Genomic DNA, 21,380 nt, shown 5'->3' with positions numbered 1-21,380 from the left:
CTCACACCCTCGTCCCAGACAAGGCACACGTATGTCCTCCCCCTCTGTCGCCCCCTCCCCCGCCCAGATGGCCGCGCCACCGGACGCGGCGCCCACCGGGCGTCGGGCCAACCCCTGGCTGACGCTGATCGCCGTCGCCTTCGGCCTGTTCATGGTCGGGCTCGACGGTTCGGTCGTCTCCATCGCGAACCCGGCGATCGGCCGCGACCTGAACGCCTCCACCGCGGGCCTGCAATGGGTCACCAACGCCTATCTCCTCGCGCTCGCCGCCGCGCTGATCCTCGGCGGCAAGCTCGGTGACCGGTTCGGCCGGCGCACGATATATCTGGTCGGCGTCGCGGGCTTCACGCTCGCGTCGGTCGCCATCGGCCTGTCCGGCTCGATCGAGCTGGTCATCACCTTCCGCGCCGCGCAGGGCTTCTTCGGCGCGCTCCTCATGCCGAACACGCTCGGCCTGCTGCGGGCGGTGTTCCCGCCCCGCAAGTTCGGCATGGCGGTCGGCATCTGGGCCATGGTCTCCTCGGTGTCCACGGCGCTCGGCCCGATCGTGGGCGGACTGCTCGTCGAGCACGTCAACTGGGAGTCCGTCTTCTACATCAACGCGCCCGTCGGCATCCTGGCCCTCGTCGTCAGCGCGCTCGTGCTGCCGCAGAGCAGGAACGCGGCGGCGGCCGGGGAGAAGTTCGACGCCGTCGGTGTCGTGCTGCTCGCTCTCGGCATGCTGGTCGTGGTGTTCGGCGTGGTCAAGGGCGAGACGTGGGGGTGGAGTTCGGCGGGCACGCTCGGCGCGATCGTCGCCGGAGCGGTGCTCCTCGTCCTCTTCGGCCGGTACGAGTCCCGGGTCGCGCACCCGCTGCTTCCGATGCGGCTCTTCCGCAGCTCGGCGGTGACCGTCGGCACGATCGTCACCGCGCTGAACTTCTTCGTCCTGCTCGGCGGCATCTTCTTCGTGATGCTGTACCTGCAGAACGTGCGCGGGTTCTCGCCCGTCGAGGCCGGTGTCCGCACCCTGCCGCTCAGCCTCGCCTCCGTCGTCGCCTCACCGCTGGGCGCGGCGCTCACCGACCGGTTCGGGCCGCGCCTGACGATGCCGCTCGGCATGGTGCTCCAGGGCGCCGCGTCGTTCCTGATGCTGACGTGGTCGGCGGAGTCCGGGTACGGGGCGCTGTGGCCGCCGTTCGTCGCGCTCGGGCTCGGCGTCGGCATGGTCATGTCGGCGTCGTCCGCCGCCATCGTGGGCAACGCGCCGGTCGAGGACGCGGGCGTCGCCGGTGGCCTCCAGGCGACCGCGCTCCAGGTGGGCGGCGCGCTCGGCACGTCCGTGCTCGTGTCGCTGATCAGCAGCCGGGTCGGCTCGACGCTCGGCACCGAGCTGACGTCGGCGGGCGTTCCCGAGCGGGCCGCCGGGCAGCTCGCGGAGGCGAAGGACGCGGTGGCGATGGGCGCGGCGCCGGTCTCGGAGTCGATGCCCGCGCAGCTCAAGGCGGCGGTGGTCGAGGGCAGCCACGCGGCGTTCATGTCCGGCGTGCACGTGGCGGTCCTGGTGATGGGTGTGCTGTGCGCGCTCGGCGCGGTGGCGTCGGCGGCGGTGCTCCGGGGTCAGGGCGCCGCGCGCCACTGACCGGGGCTCAGAGCAGTTCCCGCACCCAGCGCGGGTCGGGGTTGGTGTGCGGGCGGCCTGCGACGAAGACGGTCGGCACCGTCTCGTCGCCGTCGTTGACCGCCCGCACGGCCGCCGCGCCCGCCGGGTCGCGCCAGATGTTCACCCAGTGCAACCGGTGGGCGCGGCGGCCGAGTCGGAGGCGGAGCCGCAGGCAGTAGGTGCAGCCGGGCCGCCAGTAGACGACGGGCCGCCCGTCGGCCGCGCTGCGGCGTCGCGCCTCCTCCTCACCGACCGACCTCGGGAAGACCAACGGCGAGCACACGCCCGCCAGCACGAGGAACACCAGCGCGTACGCCACGGCCAGTCCGGCCTCTCCCCGCAGGACCGGCCCGGTCGCGGCGACGACGCCGCACAGCACCATGAGCGACGGCAGGATCCAGGCGCGAGTCATGATCAACAGCCTACGCGGCGGCCACCGCCCGCTCCCTGGCCCGGGACGTGACCACCAGAACGGTCGACGGCTGTGCTCGCAGGGCCTGGGCCGTGCACATCGCGCGGGTGCGCGGCACCGGAGTCTCCGGCGGTTCACGCCATGGACATGTCCGGTTCAGGCGACGCCCCCTTTCGCCTCACACCAAGATCACAGGATGCTGTCGTCATGTTCCCGGCATGTTCCGGCTCGTTCCCGACATGAAGGAGCTCTTTCGTGGTCCTCACCCGGACGCCCCTGGCCGTCCTCGCCACCGCCGTCGCCACGCTCGCCGTGACCGCCGCCGCCCCGGTCCAGGCGGCCGGCCCGCTGCCCGCCGTGACGCCGCGCGCGGAGACGGCGGCCCTGCACGACGACTCGGCGGGCGGTGACGCGGACGCCGACGACCCCGCGATCTGGCGCAACGCCGCCGACCCGGACCGCAGCCTCGTCATCGCCACCGCCAAGAAGGGCGGCCTGCGCGTGTACGACCTGGACGCCCGCGAGGTGCAGTCGATACCCGCGCCCGCCGCGCCGGGTCCGGACCACGCGCCCGGCCGCTTCAACAACGTCGACCTGGTGCACAGCTCCCGCCTCGCCGACCTCGCCGTCACCACGGACCGGGGCGGTGACCGCCTCCGGATCTACCGCATCGACCGCGACCGCAGCGGCGGCCCGCTGAAGGACGTCACCGACCCGAAGGCCCCGCTGATCTTCTCCGCCTCCCAGGAGGAGGTCGACGAGCAGCGCACCGCGTACGGCCTCGCCACCTGGACGGACAAGGCGACGGGCCGCTCGTACGCGCTGGTCAGCCGGCGGGAGCGGACGCGGCTCGCGCTCCTGGAACTGACCGCGCGGGCCGACGGCACCGTCGGCTACCGCCCCGTCCGCACCCTGGACCTGCCCTCCTCCTTCCGCCTCCCGAACGGGGCGTCGTGGTCACCGTGCGCGGAGCCCGGTGAACTCCCGCAGGTCGAGGGCATGGTGGTGGACCCGGACGACGGCACCCTGTACGCGGGCCAGGAGGACGTCGGCATCTGGCGCCTGCGCGCCGACCTCACCGGCACGCCGAAGCTGATCGACAAGGTGCGCGAGTACGGCGTCCCCGGCACCTACGACGAGGCCACCGAGGAGTGCGTCGCGGGCGCCGACCCCGGCTTCGGCGGCACGCACCTCACCGCCGACGTCGAGGGCCTGACCCTCGTCACCGAGAAGGACGGCGACGGGCTGCTGCTCGCCTCCAGCCAGGGCGACAACACCTTCGCCGCGTACGACCGGGAGGTGTCGGACGCCAACGAGTACGAGGGCGGCTTCCGGATCACCCCGGCCTCCGCGACGCTCGACGGCTCGGAGGAGTGCGACGGCGCCGCCGCGCTGAACGCGCCGCTCGGCCGCCGCTACCCGCACGGCCTCCTCGTCGTCCAGGACGGCCACGACGCGCCGGGCGACCCGGACCGCCCGTCCACCGACTTCAAGTTCGTGGACCTGGGCGAGGTCACGTCCGCGATCGACGACTAGAGCGCGAGACGCCCCCGGCCGCCCCGGACCGCATGATCCTCGTCCCTGTACCGCGCACGAAAGTGCTGGCAGATTGGGGTGCTCCACCACAGGCCCCGATGACGAGGTGTGCGCATGAGTCCGCAGTTCGGTGACTACCAGTACGAGATCTACCTCGACGGGCTGCGGGGCGTCGCCCCCACCATGCCGATGGAGTTCGGCGCCCTGGAGTCACGGGCGCGGGCGGCGCTCCCGGAGTCCGTGTGGTCGTACGTGGCCGGGGGCGCGGGCGACGAACACACGCAGCGGGCGAACGTCGAGGCGTTCCGGCGCTACGGGCTCATGCCGCGCATGATGGTCGGCGCGGCGCAACGGGACCTCTCCGTCGACCTGTTCGGCCTGCGTCTGCCCTCCCCGCTGTTCATGGCGCCGGTCGGGGTGATCGGGCTGTGCGCGCAGGACGGGCACGGGGACCTGGCGACCGCGCGGGCCGCCGCGCGCACCGGGGTGCCGATGGTCGCCTCGACGCTGTCGGTGGACCCGCTGGAGGACGTGGCGGCCGAGTTCGGCGGGACGCCCGGCTTCTTCCAGCTCTACACGCCGACCGACCGGGGGCTCGCGGAGAGCCTCGTGAAGCGGGCCGAGGCGGCCGGGTACAAGGGCATCGTCGTCACCCTCGACACCTTCGTCACCGGCTGGCGCCCGCGCGACCTGTCGACGGCCAACTTCCCCCAGCTGCGCGGCCACTGCCTCGCCAACTACACCTCGGACCCGCGCTTTCGCGAGCTGGTCCCGAGCACCGATCCGACGGACGTCGTCTCCGGCTGGGCCGGTCTCTTCGGCAACCCGCTCACCTGGGACGACCTGCCGTGGCTGCGCTCCCTCACCGACCTGCCGCTGATCCTCAAGGGCCTCTGCCGGCCCGAGGACGTGCGCCGGGCCCGCGACGGCGGCGTCGACGGCGTCTACTGCTCCAACCACGGCGGCCGCCAGGCCAACGGCGGCCTGCCCGCGCTCGACGCGCTGCCCGGCGTCGTCGAGGCCGCGGACGGCCTCCCCGTCCTCTTCGACTCCGGCGTCCGCTCCGGCACGGACGTCGTCAAGGCGCTGGCGCTCGGCGCGACGGCGGTCGGCATCGGGCGTCCGTACGCGTACGGGCTGGCCGTCGGCGGGGAGGACGGCCTGGTCCACGTCCTGCGGTCGCTGCTCGCGGAGGCGGATCTGCTGATGGCGGTCGACGGGTATCCGACCCTGGCGGACCTGACGCCCGAGACGCTGGTCAGGGTGGAGGGGACCTGAGGGAATGGCGGGAGCGGCTTGGGGTTCACCGGTCCGGTCGCAGTCCCGCGAGCAGTTCCGTCGCCGCGGCCCAGCCGAACGCGCCCGTGGTGAAGCGGACGCCCATCCCCCGCAGGCGGCGCACGCTGTCCTGGTAGGCCGGGTGCGCGGCCAGTTGCTCGTTGACGCAAGGCGCCGCCGCGACGGGGGTGCCCGCGCCGTACGCCTCGCAGAGCGTCGCCACGGCCAGGGTGTCGGCGATCCCGGCCGCCCACTTGTTGACGGTGTTGAACGTGGCGGGCGCGGCCAGGATCGCGTCCGCCGGCGGGAACGGCCGGGGCGTCGCGGGCGAGCGCCAGGCGGACCGCACCGGGCGCCCCGTCGACTCCTCGACCGCCGCCCGGTCGAAGAAGCCGCCGAGCGCGGTCGGTGTCGCGATCACGCCGACCTCCCAGCCCGCGGCCCGCGCGTCGCCGATCAGCCCGCCGACGCCGTCGGCGACCCCGGCCGCGCTGACGATCACGTAGAGGAACGGCTCAGCCACGGCGCACCGCCTCGTCGATCAGCGCCGCGAGGCACTGCGCGGCCTTGTGCAGAGCGCCGTCGTCCGGGGTGACGGGTTCGTCGAGGTAGACGTCGCGGCGCAGCTCCAGCATGAGGGCGTGGACGCGGGGGTCCTTGCCGTAGTGGCGGAGGGGGACGTAGGTCCCGGCGAAGGGGGTGTCGAGGCCGACCGCGCCGAGCGGTGCGAACGCCTCGCGGGCCAGGGCGAGCAGGGAGTCCGGGGTGTGGAAGGGGTCCGTGCCCAGGCAGACGGGCGGGCGCGGGTCGGTGCCGTGCAGTTCGTAGGGCAGGGCCTCGCTCGGGTAGGAGTGCACGTCGATGATCACGGCCCGGCCCGTCGCCGCGAGGCGGTCCTCGACGGCCCGGGTCATGGCCTGCGCGTACGGCTCGAAGTAGGTGGCGAGGAGCCGGGCCTCGTCGGCGGGCGGCTCGGGGCGCAGGGGCGCGCGCTGGGTGGTGCGGGTGTAGACGGCGCCCATGCCGACCGCCCGCATCTCCTCCCGTTCGTCGGGGAACCGCTCGGGGTCCACGACGAGGCGGGACCGTTCGTTGACGAACCGCCAGGGGGTAACTTCGGCGGCGCGCGCGGCGTGCTCCGCGATCTCCTGGGTGCGGGCGTCGGTGATGAGGTCGAGCTCGCGCTCCAGGGCGGCGTCGTCCAGCAGCAGACCGGCCCGTACGTCGGCGGGGACGGTGCGGGAGCCGTGCGGGACGTGAAGGAGGACGGGCGAGGCGGGGTCACCGGGCAGGAGCCGGTGGGCGGGACTGTCCATGTCCCTACTCTCCCCCGCCCCCGCTCTCCCCCGTCCCCCGGGCCTCGCTAGAAGCCGGGGTCGCAGCACCCGTCCTTGCGCATGTGGCGGCTCACCGCCAGCCAGTCGGCGCGGGCGCCCGCCGTGACCGGTTCGAACGCGGCGACGAGGTCGGCCTGGTGGAACAGGAAGCCGCCGCGCAGGACCGACACCGTACGGACCAGGTCGTCGAAGTCGGTGAACGGGTCGCCGTCGACGAACGTGAGGTCGGCGAGCTTGCCCTCCTCGACCGTGCCGAGGTCGGCGTCCGCGCCGAAGACGCGCGCGGGCAGGACGGTCGCCGTGCGCAGCGCCTCGGCCGGGGTGAGGCCGCCGCGGTGCAGGGCGCGCAGGGCGAGGTGGAGGTGGAGGCCGACCGGCACGAGGGGCTGGTCGGTGCCCAGGGCGACCAGTCCCCCGTCGGCCAGGATGCGCCGGTAGACGTCGGTCTCGCGGCGCAGGGTGGCGAGTTGCGCCTGCGTGGGCGGGGCCGCCGCCAGTTGGTCCACGACGGCCGTGTCCCACGGCGGCATCAGCGCGGTGACCCGCGGATCGTCCGCGAGCGCGGGGTCGGCGCCGATCAGCGGCGCGGCGGTGAAGGGGGTCGCGACGAGGTGGAACCCGGCCCGCGTGTAGATCGCCAGCACGTCCTCGTACGAGCGACCGCCCGCCGTCGTGGCGTGCCCGAACTCCAGGCGCTGGGTGGCTTGCAGATGGGTCGTCAGGTCCTGGCCGACCTGGACCCCGGGTGTGCAGAGATGGCTTCCGCTGCGTACTCCGAGCCGTTCGTGCGCGAAGCGCGCCGCCTCCCTCATCACCCAGCCCGGCGCCCGTACGTACGTCTTCACGAAGTCCCAGTCGAGCGCGGCGGCCCGGTCGAGGGAGCGGCGCAGGCCCGCGCGGGTGCGGTGGGCGCGGCCCATGCTGTACGCGACGCGGGCCCCGTCCAGGAGTTCGCCGGTGGCGAGGAGGCGGGGCCCGGCGAGCGCCCCGGCGTTCACGGCCTCCCTGATGCGTGCCTGTTCGTAGGCGAAGCCGCCGAGGGAGACGGCGGTGGTGATGCCGTAGGCGAGTTGCAGGACGGTCTGACGGCCGCCGTAGGTGGACTGCCAGGGGTGGGTGTGGGCGTCCCACAGGCCGGGCAGGACGGTCCGGTCGGAGGCGTCGACGCGGTGCGTGGCGGGGCGGCGGGCCCCGGCGCGGTGCGGGGCGACGCCGACGATCCGTCCGCGCTCGACGGTGAGGTCGACGTCGTCGCGGACGGCGGTCCCCGTCCCGTCCCAGAGGCGGCCCGCGTGGACGACGGTGTCGGCGGGGCGCGGGCGGCGCTGGTCGAGGGGTACGCGGACGGTGCGGACGGTGCGGGAGGTGCCGCGCTCCACGTCCAGGAGGCGGAGCCGCCCCGCCGACAGGTAGAGCAGGCGGCGGCTGTCGGCGGCCCAGCTCGGATGGTCCGCGGCCTCGTCGGTGACTTGGCGGGGCGGTCCGTCCGGGGCGCCGTCGGGGCGGACGGGCAGCAGCCACAGCGCGGACTCCACGACGACGGCCATGTAACGGCCGTCGGGCGACCAGACGGGCCCGGAGTCGTACCGGTCGGCGATCGACACGTGCGGGGCGACCGCGTGCAGTGCCGCCGCGCCGGTGGCGGTGTCCACGACGCGGATGAGGTTGTAGCCCTCGCGGAAGCGCTGGTTGAGGCGGTTGCGGTCGCACAGGGCGACGTACCGGCCGTCGGGCGACCAGGAGGGGCGTCCGGGGAGGCCGCCGCCGCCGAGCGGCCTGGCCAGGACGCGCTCGGTGCCGGCGGCGAGGTCGCGGACGACGAGGCCGCCGGACATGTCGAGGCAGGCGAGCCGGGTGCCGTCCGGGGAGAGTACGGGGAAGACGCGTCCGCCCTCCGCGAGGACGGTCTCCGCGCCGGTGGCGAGGTCGTGGCGGCGCACGGCGAAGAGGCCCGCGCGGTCGTCCGCGTAGACGAGCGCCCTGCCGTCGGGGGTCCAGGCCGGGGCGAGGAGGTAGCGCGTCGCGGGGGCGCGGACGACGCGGCGGGGCGCGTGCCCGCCCGACGTGGCGCCCACGTACAGGGAGTTGAGGGCGGCGAAGGCGACCGAGCGGCCGTCGGGCGAGAGGGCGGGCAGGTGCGGGGCGCGCACCGGGTGCACTCCCCCGGCCGCGAAGTCGTAGCGCTTGACGCGGTAGCGCGGCCGGTCGACGGGGTGGCGGGCGAGGAAGGGGATGCGTTCGGCGTCGCCGGGCGCGTCGGGACGCAGGACGCGGAACGTGCCGTCGACCGTGAGGAGCAGCGTGTCGTCGCCGGTCCAGCGCGGCGGTACGGGCGCCAGGTCGCCGCCGACCTCGACCGGTGCGCCGTCGACCACGAGGGTGCAGCTCGCGGCGGGCGCCGGGGTCGTACGGAGGTGGGCGAGGCGGCCGCGCGGCGAGAGCGCCGGGGTCATGACCTGCGCCCCGGAGGTGTCGGCGCGCTCGACGGTGACGGGCCCGGTGCCGTCCGCGGCGACGGAGGCGATGGTCGTGGCCTGCAAGGCGGATCCGGTGGCGGGCACGACACCCCGGACGAAGAGGACCCGGGCCCCGTCCGGTGACCAGGTGGGATCGAAGTCCTCCCAGGCGCCGCCCTGCCCCGGCCCGGACTGACCGGGCAGGCCGGTCAACCGGGTCAGCCTCCCGTCCCGTACGTCGACGACCCAGATCCGGTACGGGCTCCCGGCGACCGGGTCGCCCCTGCGCTCGGAGGCGAACGCGATGCGGGTGCCGTCCGGTGACCAGGCGGGGCCGCGGTCGTCCCACGGCCCGTCGGTGAGGCGCCGCGGTGCGCCTCCGGCAGCGTCGAGGAGCCACAGATGGAAGCCGCCGCCTTGGTAGGCGCAGACGACGATCCGCTTCCCGTCCGGGCTGAACTGCGGGCGCGTCGGCTCAAGGTCGGGCGTCGTGAGCGCGGTGGCGGGGCCGCCGTCGCGCGGGATCGACCACAGGACGTTCTGGATCTCCGCCACGATCCGGTCCCCGGCGGGGTCCAGGGTGGCGGCGCCGTTCGTGGCCGCGGTGAACGACAGCACGGCGGTCCGCGCACCGGCCGCCGCGACCGACGGCGGTGCCAGCCCGGCACCGGCGGCGACGGCACCGGCCGTGACACCGGTGGCCTGCAAGAAGCGACGCCGCGAGACGTCGGGACCGGGGAGGCGGGGCGTGTCCATGGGACTCCCAAGGCGCAGGATGAGGTACGGGACCGGGGGGTGCGCTGAGCGGCGGGGGCCGACAGCAACATACGGGTCGGATGCGCGGAAGGGACCGCCCCGCGCGGGGACGGCCGGATTTTGCCGTCGCGGGGGCGGCGCGGGGCCCGGCCGGGCACGGACGCGGGCCCGCGAGGCCCGGGGAATATGCCGGACGCACCCCTGGTTGACGCCCGCGAACGACGAGGAGGCAATCGTGGAGCAGAAGTACTACACGCACGGGACGGCCGCCGAGCGGTGGGAGCGGGCGCGGATGTTCTTCGACGCGAAGGAGTTCAGCAAGGCCGCCGACATCCTGGACGGCCTCGTCGACGAGGTCCCGGAGCAGGTCGGCCCGCGGCTGCTGCTCGCACGTTCCTACTACCACTCGGCGCAACTGCGGCGCGCCGAGGACCAGTTGCGGATCGTCGTCGAGCGCGACCCGGTCGAGCACTACGCCCGGCTGATGCTCGGCCGGACCCTGGAGCGCCAGGGCCGGGACGAGGAGGCGGCGCCGCACCTGCGGATGGCGGCGGCCCTCGCCGGTGACTTCCCGCAGGACTGAACCGGGACCGGACCCGCCGGAGCCGCGGCACACAGCGCACCACACCGCTGTGAGCTGCGGCTCCTGCCGTCGGGCCGCTCGGTTAGCCTGGTCCGACGATGAACCGCACCGATCAGCCCGCCCCGCACCTGACCACCCCGTGGGGGGACCTCGCCCTCACCCGCTTCCCCGCGGACCCGCGCGACCCGCTGCGCGCCTGGGACGCCGCCGACACCTACCTGCTGAAGCACCTCGCCGAGACCGGCACGGACCTGTCCGGCGCGGTCGTGGTGACCGGTGACCGCTGGGGCGCCGTCGGCACGGCCCTCACCCGGGTGGCCGGCTGCGCGCCGACGCTGATCTCGGACTCGTACGTGGGGCAGCGGGCGACCGAGGAGAACCTGGCGCGCGCGGGCGCCGGTGACACCGGGGCGCGGCTGCTCACCACCCAGGACACCCCGCCGGACCGCGTGGACGTCCTCCTGGTCCGCGTGCCGAAGAGCCTCGCCCTGCTGGAGGATCAGCTGCACCGGCTGCGGCCCGCCCTGCACGAGGGCACCGTGGTCGTCGGCGCGGGCATGGTCAAGGAGATCCACACCTCGACGCTGAACCTGTTCGAGCAGATCATCGGCCCGACCCGCACCTCGCTCGCCGAGAAGAAGGCGCGGCTCATCTTCACGACGCCGGACCCGTCGCTCTCCCCCGGCCGCAACCCCTGGCCGCACTCCTACGCGCTCCCCGACGACATCGGCCCGATGTCCGGCCGCGAGGTCGTCAACCACGCCGGGGTGTTCTGCGCCGAGCGCCTCGACATCGGTACGCGCTTCCTCCTCCAGCACCTGCCCTCCCCCACCGGCGACGCCCGCGTCGTCGACCTCGGCTGCGGCAACGGCGTCGTCGGCACGAGCGCCGCGCTCACCGCCCCGGACGCGGAGATCCTGTTCACGGACGAGTCGCACCAGGCGGTGGCGTCGGCCGCGGCGACGTACGCGCGCAACTGCGCCGACCGCCCCGGCAAGGCCGTCTTCCGCGTCGGCGACGGACTAGCGGGCGTGCCCGGCGCGAGCGTGGACCTGGTCCTGAACAACCCGCCGTTCCACTCGCACCAGGCGACGACGGACGCGACGGCGTGGCGCATGTTCCGCCAGGCCCACGCGGCGCTGCGCCCCGGCGGCGAACTGTGGGTCGTCGGCAACCGCCACCTCGGCTACCACCTGAAGCTGCGCCGCCTCTTCGGCAACAGCGAACTCGTCGCGAGCGACCCGAAGTTCGTCGTCCTGAGGGCGGTGCGGCGCGAGGGCGCACGCGCGCGTGGAGCCCGCCGCGGCTGACCCGACGTGCCGACGCCACGTCCGGCTTGTGGGAACGGATCCCTCCGGGCGACGATGCCCCCATGAAGGGTGATCTTTTCGCGAGTGAGTACATGGTGCAGGCCGCTGTCGCGCCCGGCATGACCGTCCAGAACGCCAAGTCGATCCGTTACGTGGTCAACGGCGAGATGCTGGCCCGCCAGGGGTCGATGATCGCCTACCGGGGGAACCTCCAGTTCGAACGGAAGGGCCAGGGCGTCGGCGGCATGCTGAAGCGGGCCGTCACCGGCGAGGGCCTGGCCCTGATGAAGGTGAAGGGCCAGGGCGAGGCGTGGTTCGCGCAGGAGGCGCAGAACGTCTTCGTGGTCGACCTCGAACCCGGCGACGTGTTCACCGTCAACGGCCGCAACGTCCTGTGCTTCGACTCCACGCTGTCGTACGAGATCAAGACGGTGAAGGGCGCCGGCATCACCGGCGGCGGCCTCTTCAACAGCGTCTTCACCGGCCACGGCAAGCTGGGCCTGGTCTGCGAGGGCAACCCCCTCGTCCTGCCGGTCTCCCCGCAGCACCCGGTCTACGTCGACACGGACGCGGTGGTCGGCTGGAGCGCCAGCCTCCGCACCTCCCTGCACCGCTCGCAGTCCGTCGGCTCCATGCTGCGGGGCGGCTCCGGCGAGGCGGTCCAACTGATGCTGGAGGGCGAGGGCTTCGTGGTGGTCCGCCCGAGCGAGACCACGGCGCACAAGCCGCAGCAGAACTGAGGCGCGGGTCGAGGACCCACAGGGCGCGCCGGTCCGGCCCGGGGCGCCGTCGTGGGCCTGTTCCCGCGCACCCACCGAGGGATGCGCGGGAAAAGTCCTGCGTCCGGCTACTCGGTCTGGTCCCGGTACGTCTCCAGCAGGCGCAGCCAGATCTCGCTGACCGTCGGGTACGACGGCACCGCGTGCCACAGGCGGTCGATCGGGACCTCGCCGGCGATGGCGATCGTCGCGGAGTGGATGAGTTCGCCGACGCCGGGGCCGACGAAGGTGACGCCGAGGAGGATCTCGCGGTCGAGGTCGACGATCATGCGGGCGCGGCCGGTGTAGCCGTCGGCGTAGAGGCCCGCTCCGGCGACGCCCGCCATGTCGTAGTCGACAGCGCGGACCCGGTGGCCCGCCCGTTCGGCCTCGGCGAGGGTGAGGCCCGCGCTCGCCGCCTCCGGGTCGGTGAAGACGACCTGGGGGACGGCGGCGGTGTCGGCGGTGGCGACGTGGGCGCCCCAGCGGTCGGTCTCCAGGATCGGGACGCCGGTGGCCCGCGCGGTGATCGCGGCGCCCGCGATGCGGGCCTGGTACTTGCCCTGGTGGGTGAGGAGGGCGCGGTGGTTGGCGTCGCCGACCGCGTAGAGCCAGTCGTGGCCCTCGACGCGCAGGGTGTCGTCGACGGTCAGCCACGAGCCGGGCTTCAGGCCGACCGTGTCCAGGCCGATGTCGTCGGTGCGCGGGGCGCGGCCGGTCGCGAACAGGATCTCGTCGGCCTCCAGGGTCGAGTCGTCGCCGAGGGTGACGGTGACCGTCGGACCCTGGCGGTGCACGGCCTTCACCGAGACGCCGGTACGGACGTCCGCGCCCGTCTCGCGCAGCGCGTCCGCGACCAGTTCCCCGGCGAACGGCTCCATCCGGTTCAGCAGGCTGTCGCCGCGTACGAGCATCGTGACCTGGGAGCCGAGCGCCTGCCAGGCCGTCGCCATCTCGGTGGCGACGACGCCGCCGCCGACCACGACGAGGCGGCCGGGCACATGGTCGGCGCTGGTGGCCTCGCGGCTGGTCCAGGGCCCCGCATCGGCAAGGCCCGGCAGGTCGGGCAGGGCAGCGCGGGTGCCGGTGCACACGGCCACGGCGTGGCGCGCGGCGAGGGTGGTGACCGTGCCGTCGTCCGCGGTGACCGTGACGCGGCGCGGTCCGGCGAGGCGGCCGTGGCCGCGGTAGAGGTCGGCGCCGATGGACTCGATCCAGCCGACCTGGCCGTCGTCCTTCCAGTGGGAGGTGTAGTAGTCGCGGTGGGCGAGCACGGCGGCGGCGTCGAGGGGGCCCTGCACCGACTGGCGCAGACCCGGCACGCGGCGGGCGTCCGCGCGGGCGATCACGGGGCGCAGAAGGGCCTTGCTGGGCATGCACGCCCAGTACGAGCACTCCCCGCCGACCAGTTCACTCTCCACGATCGCGGCGCTGAGGCCACCCGCCCGCGCCCGGTCCGCGACGTTCTCGCCGACCGGTCCCGCTCCCACCACAACAACGTCGTACTCGATAACTTCCGTCATACCGTCAGTGTGACGGTAGGTGTGCCCGTGAGCCACATGGGTACGCGCGCGGAATACGTCCGTCATCCGGACCGTTGTGTCCAGCGGCTTTGCCCCTCGCGGCTTCGCCCCGACATCCCCAGGAAGCAGGAAGAGGGAACACCATGAGCACCACCGTGGAGCTGACCAAGGAAAACTTCGATCAGATGGTCACGGAGAACGAGTTCGTGCTGATCGATTTCTGGGCGTCCTGGTGCGGGCCGTGCAAGCAGTTCGCCCCGGTCTACGAGAAGTCCGCCGAGGCCAATCCCGACCTGGTCTTCGGCAAGGTCGACACGGAGGCGCAGCCGGAGCTGGCCGCCGCGTTCGGCATCCAGTCGATCCCGACGCTGATGATCGTGCGTGACCAGGTGGCCGTGTTCGCGCAGCCCGGCGCCCTGCCGCAGGAGGCCCTGGACGACGTGATCGGCCAGGCCCGGCGGCTGGACATGGACGAGGTCCGCAAGTCCGTCGCCGAGCAGCAGGCGAAGGCGGCGCAGGAGGGCCAGCAGCCCGAGCAGGGCTGAGGCAGTCGGCGAGGAAGGGGCGGCCGCCGCCTACGTCGAGTCGCGGACCACCACCGCCGCCCCGAGCATGTCCCGCACGTCCGGCCGTGCCGCCGGGTCGCGTACGAGCCCGTCGACGAGTCCGGCCAGTTCCTCGCCCGACGGCAGGTCGATCCGTACGGTGCTGAGGCGCGGGCGGAGCAGGCGGCCGAGCATCAGGTCGTCGGCGCCGATGACGGCGACGTCGCCGGGGATGGTGGCGCCCGCGTCCTGGAGCGCCCGCATCAGGAGCATCGCGTACTCGTCGTTGTAGGCGAACACGGCGCGCAGGCCGAGGTCGCGCAGGTGTGCGGCGACGCGGGCCGCGTCCTCCTCCTCGTAGGCGAGGGGCAGGGGCACGACGTCCGCGCCGGTCTCCTGGACGCCCGCGAGGCGGGGCAGGGCGAACGTGCCGAGGCCCGGTTCGCGGGGCATGACCACGCCGATCCGGGAGTGGCCGCGCTCCAGGAGATGGGCGCCGGCGGCGCGGCCGACCTCGCGGTGGTCCATGATCAGCGCGTGGGCGCCCTCGACGGGTTCGGGGCCGAGCGTGATGACGGCTCTCGCCCCTGACCTGCGCAGGAGGTCGACGCCGCCCGCGCCCATGCCGGCCGGGGCGAGCACGGCGACGGGGCGCAGTTCGGCCCAGGCGCGGGCCGCCTCCTCGCCGCCGAGGCCGACGCTCCCGTACTGCACGACGGTGTAGTCGAGGCGGCTGAGCGCCCACTGGAGCGCGTTGAGGAAGCCGCTGTAGAGCGGGCCGACGGGCACGTCGGGGGTCGGCATCAGGACGATGCGGGTGTGCCCGGCGCGCAGGCTGCGGGCTGCGGCGTGCGGGACGTAGCCGAGCTCCTTCGCGGCCTCGTGGACGCGGCGGCGGGTGGGTTCGCTGATGCGGACGGCGCTGGTGTTGTTGAGGACGTAGCTGACCGTGGCGCGCGAGACCCCGGCGAGGCGCGCGACGTCGGCGCTGGTCGGCACGGTGCCCCGCGCGGAGGCGGCCGGGCCGGCGGGGGCCGGGGGTCGGGACGGCGGGACGGATTGCTGCTTCGGTATCTGCACCATGACCCCCGGCATCTTTCCAGACGGCCCCGACGTCCTCCGAGCTACCTGGTCGCCAGTCGCCCCGGCCGCCTCGGAGTCACCTCGTCGCCAGCGTCTCCCACAGCTCGGGCTGTTCGAAACCGAGAGCCCACAGCACGGTGTTGGCCACTTTGTGCTTGCGCAGGACGGGCAGGTGGGCGGCGGTGCCACGCGCGTCCTGGTACCAGACGACGCGCTCCGTCTCGCCATCCTTGTACGTGAAGTGCGGGGTGCGGGAGTCCGGGTCGAGGGCGTAGGGCGCCTTGACCTTGCGGCGCAGCGCCTCGGCCTCCTTGGTCGTCACGGCTCTCGCCCGCTCCTTGCTGCCGACGGCCCAGTCCCAGCCGTACGCCGGGAGCCCCAACTCCAGTTTTTCGACGGGGACTTCGGCGGTGGCGCGGGTGAGGATCTCGTCGTACCAGGCGGGTGAGGTCAGCGGGCCGGGTGTCCCCTGGGCGTTGTGGAGGTTGTACGCCATGATGCGCAGCCGGTCGGCGGCGGCGCCGAGCTTCTTGTAGTCCCAGACGCGGCCGCTGATACGGGTCTTGGGGGTGACGGTGACGAAGCACTGCTTGCGCTGGGCGTGGAGTTTGGCGCACAGGTCGGTGACGAAGGCGGCGTAGCCGTCGCGCACGGCCTCGTAGGTGGCGTCCGGGGTCGGCGCGATGGTCTCGTAGTCGAGGTCGAGGCCGTCGTAGGCGCGGGTGCGGACGACGGCGAGCAGGGCCTCGACGTGCGCCGCGCGCTGTTCGGGGTCGGTGAGGACGGCCGCGAGGGCGCCCGGCTTCACCTGGTCGTTGACGGTGGGGACGACCTGGATGCCCTTGGCGCGCAGGCCGTCGATGATCCGCTGCTCCCCTGCGCCCGGGGCGCCGTCGACGCGGGTCGCGGACTTCGTCTCGTACCAGAAGGGGCTGACGGTGCGGAGCTGCCCGGCGTGGGCGAGGGCGTCCTTGTAGGCGGCGTCCTGGTCCCAGTAGGGCAGCCAGGCGGAGACGGTGCGCGGGGGCGGCGCCGACCGGACGGGGGCCGCCGCGCTCAGGGTGAGCAGGGTGGCCAGGACGGTGAGGACGCCTCGGTGTATGTGTCGTCGTGCCATGGAGCGAGCCTGTGGGCCGCCGGGCGCCCCCGCCGCGCGGATTGCGCCGTCCAGGCTCTAACGTGACCCGGGTGACTGCCTTCACGGATGACAATGCCATCGAGGAGAACCCCGGCCGCCACGGCGCCACGGCCACGGTGGAGGCCGACCCGTGCGAGGTGGGGCGGGTGCGGACCGCGTACGCGCCGGAGCGCGACGGCGACCCGGACCCGGGCGAGATCGTGTGGACGTGGGTGCCGTACGAGGAGAACGACGGGCGCGGCAAGGACCGGCCGGTGCTCATCTTCGCGCGCGAGGCGGCGGGGACGCTGCTCGCCGTGCAGTTGTCCAGCAAGCGCCACGACGACGACCGTGAGTGGGTGGCGATCGGCGCGGGGCCCTGGGACCGTGGCGGCCGTGACTCGTGGGTCGACGTGGACCGGGTGCTGCGCGTGCACGAGCGCGGGATGCGGCGCGAGGCGTGCGCCCTGGACCGGGACCGCTTCGACCTGGTTGTTCTCCGGCTGCGTGAGCGCTACGGCTGGAATTGATCCCCGCCGCCTCCGCCACCGGGCCGTTGCGGGGCACTCTTGTGTGAACCGCCGCGAGCGTCTTGGGTGGTACGAGCGTCGCCCGGGACGGCCCCGCGGCGACGGCACGGTCCGCACCCCGGGCCGTGCGAGGCACGGAGACGAGGAGGCCCGGCATGGGCGAGGGAGACTGTACGGGGCTCGGTGAGCGCATCACCGAGGCCGGGACGGAGGCCCTGGTACAGGGCATCTGCTTCAAGACGGGTCCGCCCCGCACCGTGGGTGTGGAGCTGGAGTGGATCGTCCACGAGCCGCGCCGGCCGCGGCTCCCGCTACCCTTCGAACGACTCGACGCGGCGTACGCCGCACTGCGCGCCCTGCCCCTGAGCTCGGCGCTCACCGTGGAACCCGGCGGCCAACTGGAGCTCAGCTCGCGGCCCGCCGCCACGCTGACGGAATGCGTCTCGGCCGTACGGGCCGATCTGACCGCCGTCCGCGCCGCGCTCCGCGGCCACGGACTCGTCCTGTCCGGCCACGGCACCGACCCGTGGCGCCCGCCCCACCGTGTGCTGCGGCAGCCCCGCTACGACGCCTTGGAGGCGTCGCTCGACCGCGCGGGCCCCGCCGGGCGGTCCATGATGTGCTCCTCCGCCTCCGTGCAGGTGTGCCTGGACGCGGGGTACGAGGAGCCGGGCCCGCTGGGCTTCGGCCGCCGCTGGCACCTGGCGCATCTGCTCGGTCCCGTCCTGGTCGCCGCGTTCGCCAACTCGCCGCTGCTGTCCGGGCGTCCGACGGGCTGGCGCTCCTCCCGGCAGGCGCTGTGGGACCGCATCGCGGTGGGCCGTTCGGGGGCGCCGCCCCTGGAAGGCGATCCGCGCCGGGCCTGGGCACGGCACGTCCTGGACGCGCCCGTGATGTGCGTGCGCACGGACGACGGCCCGTGGCACGTCCCCGAGGACCTGTCGCTGCGGGAGTGGATCCGCGGCGGCGGGCCGCGCCCGCCGACCCGCTCCGACCTCGACTACCACCTGACCACGCTGTTCCCGCCGATCCGGCCGCGCGGCCACCTCGAACTGCGGATGATCGACGCGCAGCCCGGCGACGACGGGTGGCTCGTGCCGCTCGCCGTGACGACGGCCCTGTTCGACGATCCGCAGGCCGCCGAGACCGCGTACCGGACCGTGAAGCCCCTCGCGGAGCGGGCGGGGCACTCGCCCGCTCCGCACAACCCGCTGTGGCGGGACGCGGCCCGGCTCGGTCTCACCGACCCCGAGCTGCGCGAGGCGGCGACGGTCTGCTTCACGGCGGCGCTGGACGCGCTGGACAGGATCGGCGCGGACACCGGCGTACGGGAGGCGGTCGCGTCGTTCACGCGCCGCCATGTCCTGCGTGGCCGATGTCCCGCCGACGACGTGCTCGATCCGCTGTCCGAACCCGCTCAGGGGAGGTCCGTCCGCTCATGACCATCGAGGAGAACGTCAGCACGGATCCGGAGGCGTTGCGCCGTCGCGCGGCGGACGCGCTCCTGACCGCACGCCGCCGCACCACGCTCCTGACCAGTTGCGTGGAGGAGCCCGATCTGACGGCGCAGCATTCGCCGCTGATGTCGCCGCTGGTGTGGGACCTCGCGCACATAGGCAACCAGGAGGAGCAGTGGCTGTTGCGGGCCGTCGCGGGCCGTGAGGCGATGCGGCCCGAGATCGATCCGCTGTACGACGCGTTCGAGCATCCGCGCGCCGAGCGTCCGCGGCTGCCGCTGCTCGCCCCGCAGGAGGCGCGCGGCTACGCGGCCGAGGTGCGCGGCCGGGCGCTCGACGTCCTGGAGGGGGCGTCGTTCGAGGCGGACGGCGCGGAGCGGCTGACCCGGTCCGGGTTCGCCTTCGGGATGATCGCCCAGCACGAGCAGCAGCACGACGAGACGATGCTGATCACGCACCAGCTGCGGACCGGCGCCGCCGCGCTCACCGCGCCGGACCCCGAGCCTCTGGTGGAGCCGCTCGACGGTCCGGCCGAGGTGCTCGTCCCCGGCGGCCCGTTCACCATGGGGACGACCGCCGAGCCGTGGGCGCTGGACAACGAACGGCCCGCGCACGCCCGGTTCGTCCCGGCGTTCCACATCGACACGGTGCCGGTGACGAACGGCAAGTACCTGGAGTTCATCGCCGACGGCGGCTACCGCGACCCCCGCTGGTGGGCGCCGGCCGGCTGGGCCATGGTCCAGGAGGGCGGCTTCGAGGCGCCCCGGTTCTGGCGGCGCGAGGCGGGCCAGTGGCTGCGCCGCCGCTTCGGGGTCACGGAGGTCGTCCCGCCGGACGAGCCGGTCCTGCACGTGTCCTGGTACGAGGCCGACGCCTACGCCCGCTGGGCCGGGCGCCGCCTGCCCACCGAGGCGGAGTGGGAGAAGGCCGCCCGCTTCGACCCCGCGACGGGCCGCTCGCTGCGCTACCCGTGGGGCGACGCCGACCCGACGCCGGAGCGGGCCAACCTCGGCCAGCGCCATCTGCGTCCGGCCCCCGCGGGCAGCTACCCGCTCGGCGCCTCGCCCCTCGGCGTACGGCAGTTGATCGGCGACGTGTGGGAGTGGACGGCGAGCGACTTCCTGCCCTACCCCGGATTCGTCGCCTACCCGTACCGCGAGTACTCGGAGGTGTTCTTCGGCCCCGACCACAAGGTGCTGCGCGGCGGATCGTTCGCGGTCGACGCGGTGGCGTGCCGGGGCACGTTCCGCAACTGGGACTACCCCATCCGGCGGCAGATCTTCGCCGGGTTCCGCACGGCCCGCGACGCCGACCCCCGGGAGGCCGTCTGATGTGCCGCCACCTGGCCTACCTCGGGCCGGCCGTCCCGCTCGGGGAGGTGCTCGACGCGCCGCCGCACAGCCTGTTCCAGCAGTCCTGGGCGCCGCGCCGCCAGCGCCACGGCACCGTCAACGCCGACGGGTTCGGCGTCGGCTGGTACGCGGACGGCGACCCCGTGCCCGCCCGCTACCGCAGGACGGGACCGATCTGGGCCGACCCGTCCTACCAGGACCTGGCCCGCGTGGTCCGCTCGGGCGCGGTGCTCGCCGCCGTCCGGGACGCCACGGTCGCCAGTGCCGACGGCGAGGCCGCGGCGGCGCCGTACGCGTCCGGGACGTGGCTGTTCAGCCACAACGGCGCGGTGCCCGGCTGGCCGCGCTCGCTGACGCCGCTGGTGTCCACGCTGCCCGCCGCCGACCTGCTGTCCATGGAGGCCCGCTGCGACGCGGCGTTTCTCTGGGCGCTGCTCCTGCGGCGGCTGCGCGCCGGCGACGACGAGGCGCAGGCCCTCGCCGACACCGTGCTCGAGGTCGCCGAGGTCACGCCCGGCGCCCGCCTCAACCTCCTGCTGACCAACGGCGAGACGATCACGGCGACCGCCTGGGGCGACACCCTCTGGTACCTCTCCGAACCGGGCCGGCGCACGGTCGTCGCCTCGGAGCCGTACGACGACGACCCGCGCTGGACCGAGGTGCCCGACCGCACGCTGCTCGCGGCGAGCCGCACCGACGTCCTCCTCACCCCGCTCAAGGAGCCACCCGCGTGAGCCCGTACGCACTGACCCGCACGCTGCCCGAGGACGCCACCGGCGCCGCCCTGCGCGCCGACGTCCTGCACGGCCTGACCGCCACGCCCAAGACGCTGCCGCCGAAGTGGTTCTACGACGCGCGCGGCAGCGAACTCTTCGACGAGATCACCACCCTGCCCGAGTACTACCCGACCCGCGCCGAGCGCGAGATCCTCCTGGCGCGCGCCCCGGAGATCGCGGCGGCGACCGGGGCGCGGACCCTGGTCGAGCTGGGTTCGGGCTCCTCCGACAAGACCCGCCACCTCCTCGACTCGTTCACGCAGCTGACGCACTACGTGCCGGTGGACGTGAGCGAGAGCGCGCTGCGGGGCGCTGCGGACCTGCTGCTCGCCGAGCACCCGGGGCTCGACATCCACGCCCTCGTCGCGGACTTCACCCGCGCCCTGGCCCTGCCCGGGACGCCCGGCCCGCGTCTGGTGGCGTTCCTCGGCGGCACGATCGGCAACCTGCTGCCCGGGGAGCGCGCGGAGTTCCTGACGTCCGTACGAGGGCTGCTCGCGCCCGGCGACTTCTTCCTGCTCGGCACCGACCTGGTGAAGGACGAGGCGACGCTGGTCGCCGCCTACGACGACGCCGCGGGTGTCACCGCCGCGTTCGACAAGAACGTCCTGAGCGTGGTCAACCGGGAGCTCGGCGCCGACTTCGACCCCGACGCCTTCCAGCACGTGGCCGTGTGGGACGCCGGGCACGAGTGGATCGAGATGCGGCTGCGCTCGACGGCCGCGCAGACCGTGAAGATCCCGGCGCTTGACCTCGCGGTGACCTTCGCGGCGGGCGAGGAGCTGCGCACGGAGGTGTCGGCAAAGTTCCGGCGCGAGGGGGTGCGCAGGGAACTCGGCGCCGCGGGGCTCGAGTTGACCCAGTGGTGGACGGACGCGGAGGGACGGTTCGCCCTGTCCCTCAGCTCCGTCCCCGCCCCCTAGGACCCG

General features: G+C 74.2%; 19 protein-coding genes. 12 read left to right on the top strand and 7 right to left on the bottom strand.

Annotated elements, in window-relative coordinates; all coding sequences use genetic code 11:
- Positions 1–67 precede the first annotated feature (67 nt).
- Positions 68–1,621, top strand: a complete 1,554-nt coding sequence (locus ABZ877_RS14970) for a DHA2 family efflux MFS transporter permease subunit (protein ID WP_361070017.1) — start codon at positions 68–70, stop codon at positions 1,619–1,621.
- Between the two features lie 7 nt (positions 1,622–1,628).
- Here ABZ877_RS14970 and ABZ877_RS14965 read toward each other — a convergent pair whose 3' ends face one another.
- Complete coding sequence (locus ABZ877_RS14965; protein WP_361069954.1) at positions 1,629–2,054, bottom strand: glutaredoxin domain-containing protein; 426 nt, start codon at positions 2,052–2,054, stop codon at positions 1,629–1,631.
- 255 nt (positions 2,055–2,309) lie between these two features.
- Here ABZ877_RS14965 and ABZ877_RS14960 point away from each other — a divergent pair, with 255 nt between their 5' ends.
- Both ABZ877_RS14960 and ABZ877_RS14955 read left to right on the top strand, forming a co-directional pair.
- Positions 2,310–3,590, top strand: coding sequence for a phytase (locus ABZ877_RS14960; protein WP_361069951.1), 1,281 nt, complete (start codon positions 2,310–2,312; stop codon positions 3,588–3,590).
- A gap of 114 nt (positions 3,591–3,704) precedes the next feature.
- Entirely contained in the window at positions 3,705–4,868 is a 1,164-nt protein-coding gene (locus tag ABZ877_RS14955; protein ID WP_361069948.1) for an alpha-hydroxy-acid oxidizing protein, read from the top strand.
- Between the two features lie 25 nt (positions 4,869–4,893).
- On the opposite strand, the gene ABZ877_RS14950 is transcribed toward ABZ877_RS14955, so the two are convergent.
- The 3 genes from ABZ877_RS14950 to ABZ877_RS14940 are packed head-to-tail and all read right to left on the bottom strand — an operon-like array spanning position 4,894 to position 9,417.
- Positions 4,894–5,391 (bottom strand): flavoprotein, encoded by a 498-nt coding sequence (locus ABZ877_RS14950; RefSeq protein ID WP_361069945.1) that lies wholly within the window; start codon positions 5,389–5,391, stop codon positions 4,894–4,896.
- On the bottom strand, positions 5,384–6,184 hold the full coding sequence (locus ABZ877_RS14945; RefSeq protein WP_361069942.1) for an N-formylglutamate amidohydrolase: 801 nt from the start codon (positions 6,182–6,184) through the stop codon (positions 5,384–5,386). Before ABZ877_RS14945 ends, ABZ877_RS14950 begins: the two co-directional genes overlap by 8 nt.
- 47 nt (positions 6,185–6,231) lie before the next feature.
- Positions 6,232–9,417: an amidohydrolase family protein gene (locus tag ABZ877_RS14940; RefSeq protein ID WP_361069939.1), complete on the bottom strand. Its 3,186-nt coding sequence runs from the start codon at positions 9,415–9,417 to the stop codon at positions 6,232–6,234.
- Positions 9,418–9,652: 235 nt separating this feature from the next.
- On the opposite strand from ABZ877_RS14940, the gene ABZ877_RS14935 reads away from it, so the two are divergent.
- From ABZ877_RS14935 to ABZ877_RS14925, 3 genes are all read left to right on the top strand, one after another.
- Entirely contained in the window at positions 9,653–10,000 is a 348-nt protein-coding gene (locus ABZ877_RS14935) for a tetratricopeptide repeat protein (RefSeq protein WP_361069936.1), read from the top strand.
- Positions 10,001–10,098: 98 nt separating this feature from the next.
- Positions 10,099–11,310 (top strand): methyltransferase, encoded by a 1,212-nt coding sequence (locus tag ABZ877_RS14930; protein ID WP_361069934.1) that lies wholly within the window; start codon positions 10,099–10,101, stop codon positions 11,308–11,310.
- Between the two features lie 62 nt (positions 11,311–11,372).
- Positions 11,373–12,050: an AIM24 family protein gene (locus ABZ877_RS14925; protein ID WP_361069931.1), complete on the top strand. Its 678-nt coding sequence runs from the start codon at positions 11,373–11,375 to the stop codon at positions 12,048–12,050.
- 107 nt (positions 12,051–12,157) lie between these two features.
- On the opposite strand, the gene ABZ877_RS14920 is transcribed toward ABZ877_RS14925, so the two are convergent.
- On the bottom strand, positions 12,158–13,591 hold the full coding sequence (locus tag ABZ877_RS14920) for an NAD(P)/FAD-dependent oxidoreductase (RefSeq protein ID WP_361069929.1): 1,434 nt from the start codon (positions 13,589–13,591) through the stop codon (positions 12,158–12,160).
- 143 nt (positions 13,592–13,734) lie between these two features.
- Between ABZ877_RS14920 and trxA the strand changes: the two genes are divergently transcribed.
- Complete coding sequence (gene trxA / locus ABZ877_RS14915; protein WP_361069926.1) at positions 13,735–14,136, top strand: thioredoxin; 402 nt, start codon at positions 13,735–13,737, stop codon at positions 14,134–14,136.
- 30 nt (positions 14,137–14,166) lie between these two features.
- On the opposite strand, the gene ABZ877_RS14910 is transcribed toward trxA, so the two are convergent.
- Both ABZ877_RS14910 and ABZ877_RS14905 read right to left on the bottom strand, forming a co-directional pair.
- Positions 14,167–15,219 carry a LacI family DNA-binding transcriptional regulator gene (locus tag ABZ877_RS14910; RefSeq protein ID WP_361069923.1) on the bottom strand — a complete coding sequence of 351 codons (1,053 nt, stop codon included), beginning with the start codon at positions 15,217–15,219 and terminating at the stop codon, positions 14,167–14,169.
- A gap of 76 nt (positions 15,220–15,295) precedes the next feature.
- Positions 15,296–16,336: a glycosyl hydrolase family 18 protein gene (locus tag ABZ877_RS14905; protein ID WP_361069920.1), complete on the bottom strand. Its 1,041-nt coding sequence runs from the start codon at positions 16,334–16,336 to the stop codon at positions 15,296–15,298.
- Between the two features lie 71 nt (positions 16,337–16,407).
- Here ABZ877_RS14905 and ABZ877_RS14900 point away from each other — a divergent pair, with 71 nt between their 5' ends.
- The 5 genes from ABZ877_RS14900 to egtD all read left to right on the top strand — a co-directional run bounded on the left by ABZ877_RS14900 (position 16,408) and on the right by egtD (position 21,374).
- A complete protein-coding gene (locus ABZ877_RS14900; protein ID WP_361069917.1) occupies positions 16,408–16,866 on the top strand; it encodes a type II toxin-antitoxin system PemK/MazF family toxin in 459 nt (152 codons plus the stop codon).
- A 155-nt stretch (positions 16,867–17,021) separates the two neighbouring features.
- A complete protein-coding gene (egtA, locus tag ABZ877_RS14895; RefSeq protein ID WP_361069915.1) occupies positions 17,022–18,308 on the top strand; it encodes an ergothioneine biosynthesis glutamate--cysteine ligase EgtA in 1,287 nt (428 codons plus the stop codon).
- The gene (gene egtB / locus ABZ877_RS14890; protein WP_361069912.1) at positions 18,305–19,654 is read left to right on the top strand and encodes an ergothioneine biosynthesis protein EgtB; all 1,350 of its coding nucleotides are present in this window, start codon (positions 18,305–18,307) and stop codon (positions 19,652–19,654) included. The genes egtA and egtB overlap by 4 nt, the downstream gene beginning before the upstream one ends.
- On the top strand, positions 19,654–20,409 hold the full coding sequence (egtC, locus tag ABZ877_RS14885) for an ergothioneine biosynthesis protein EgtC (protein ID WP_361069909.1): 756 nt from the start codon (positions 19,654–19,656) through the stop codon (positions 20,407–20,409). Before egtB ends, egtC begins: the two co-directional genes overlap by 1 nt.
- On the top strand, positions 20,406–21,374 hold the full coding sequence (gene egtD / locus ABZ877_RS14880; protein WP_361069907.1) for an L-histidine N(alpha)-methyltransferase: 969 nt from the start codon (positions 20,406–20,408) through the stop codon (positions 21,372–21,374). Before egtC ends, egtD begins: the two co-directional genes overlap by 4 nt.
- Positions 21,375–21,380 lie beyond the last annotated feature (6 nt).

This window comes from Streptomyces sp. NPDC046939 (assembly GCF_040644575.1).
Lineage (GTDB): Bacteria > Actinomycetota > Actinomycetes > Streptomycetales > Streptomycetaceae > Streptomyces.
This window is presented reverse-complemented; position numbering and strand designations above follow the sequence as displayed.

Bases quoted from the DNA above. Each gene is read 5' to 3' on its own strand.
- ABZ877_RS14970 (WP_361070017.1), top strand. From the start codon at position 68: ATGGCCGCGCCACCGGACGCGGCGCCCACCGGGCGTCGGGCCAACCCC.
- ABZ877_RS14965 (WP_361069954.1), bottom strand. From the start codon at position 2,054: ATGACTCGCGCCTGGATCCTGCCGTCGCTCATGGTGCTGTGCGGCGTC.
- ABZ877_RS14955 (WP_361069948.1), top strand. From the start codon at position 3,705: ATGAGTCCGCAGTTCGGTGACTACCAGTACGAGATCTACCTCGACGGG.
- ABZ877_RS14945 (WP_361069942.1), bottom strand. From the start codon at position 6,184: ATGGACAGTCCCGCCCACCGGCTCCTGCCCGGTGACCCCGCCTCGCCC.
- ABZ877_RS14940 (WP_361069939.1), bottom strand. From the start codon at position 9,417: ATGGACACGCCCCGCCTCCCCGGTCCCGACGTCTCGCGGCGTCGCTTC.
- ABZ877_RS14930 (WP_361069934.1), top strand. From the start codon at position 10,099: ATGAACCGCACCGATCAGCCCGCCCCGCACCTGACCACCCCGTGGGGG.
- ABZ877_RS14925 (WP_361069931.1), top strand. From the start codon at position 11,373: ATGAAGGGTGATCTTTTCGCGAGTGAGTACATGGTGCAGGCCGCTGTC.
- ABZ877_RS14920 (WP_361069929.1), bottom strand. From the start codon at position 13,591: ATGACGGAAGTTATCGAGTACGACGTTGTTGTGGTGGGAGCGGGACCG.
- trxA (WP_361069926.1), top strand. From the start codon at position 13,735: ATGAGCACCACCGTGGAGCTGACCAAGGAAAACTTCGATCAGATGGTC.
- ABZ877_RS14910 (WP_361069923.1), bottom strand. From the start codon at position 15,219: ATGGTGCAGATACCGAAGCAGCAATCCGTCCCGCCGTCCCGACCCCCG.
- ABZ877_RS14905 (WP_361069920.1), bottom strand. From the start codon at position 16,336: ATGGCACGACGACACATACACCGAGGCGTCCTCACCGTCCTGGCCACC.
- egtA (WP_361069915.1), top strand. From the start codon at position 17,022: ATGGGCGAGGGAGACTGTACGGGGCTCGGTGAGCGCATCACCGAGGCC.
- egtB (WP_361069912.1), top strand. From the start codon at position 18,305: ATGACCATCGAGGAGAACGTCAGCACGGATCCGGAGGCGTTGCGCCGT.
- egtC (WP_361069909.1), top strand. From the start codon at position 19,654: ATGTGCCGCCACCTGGCCTACCTCGGGCCGGCCGTCCCGCTCGGGGAG.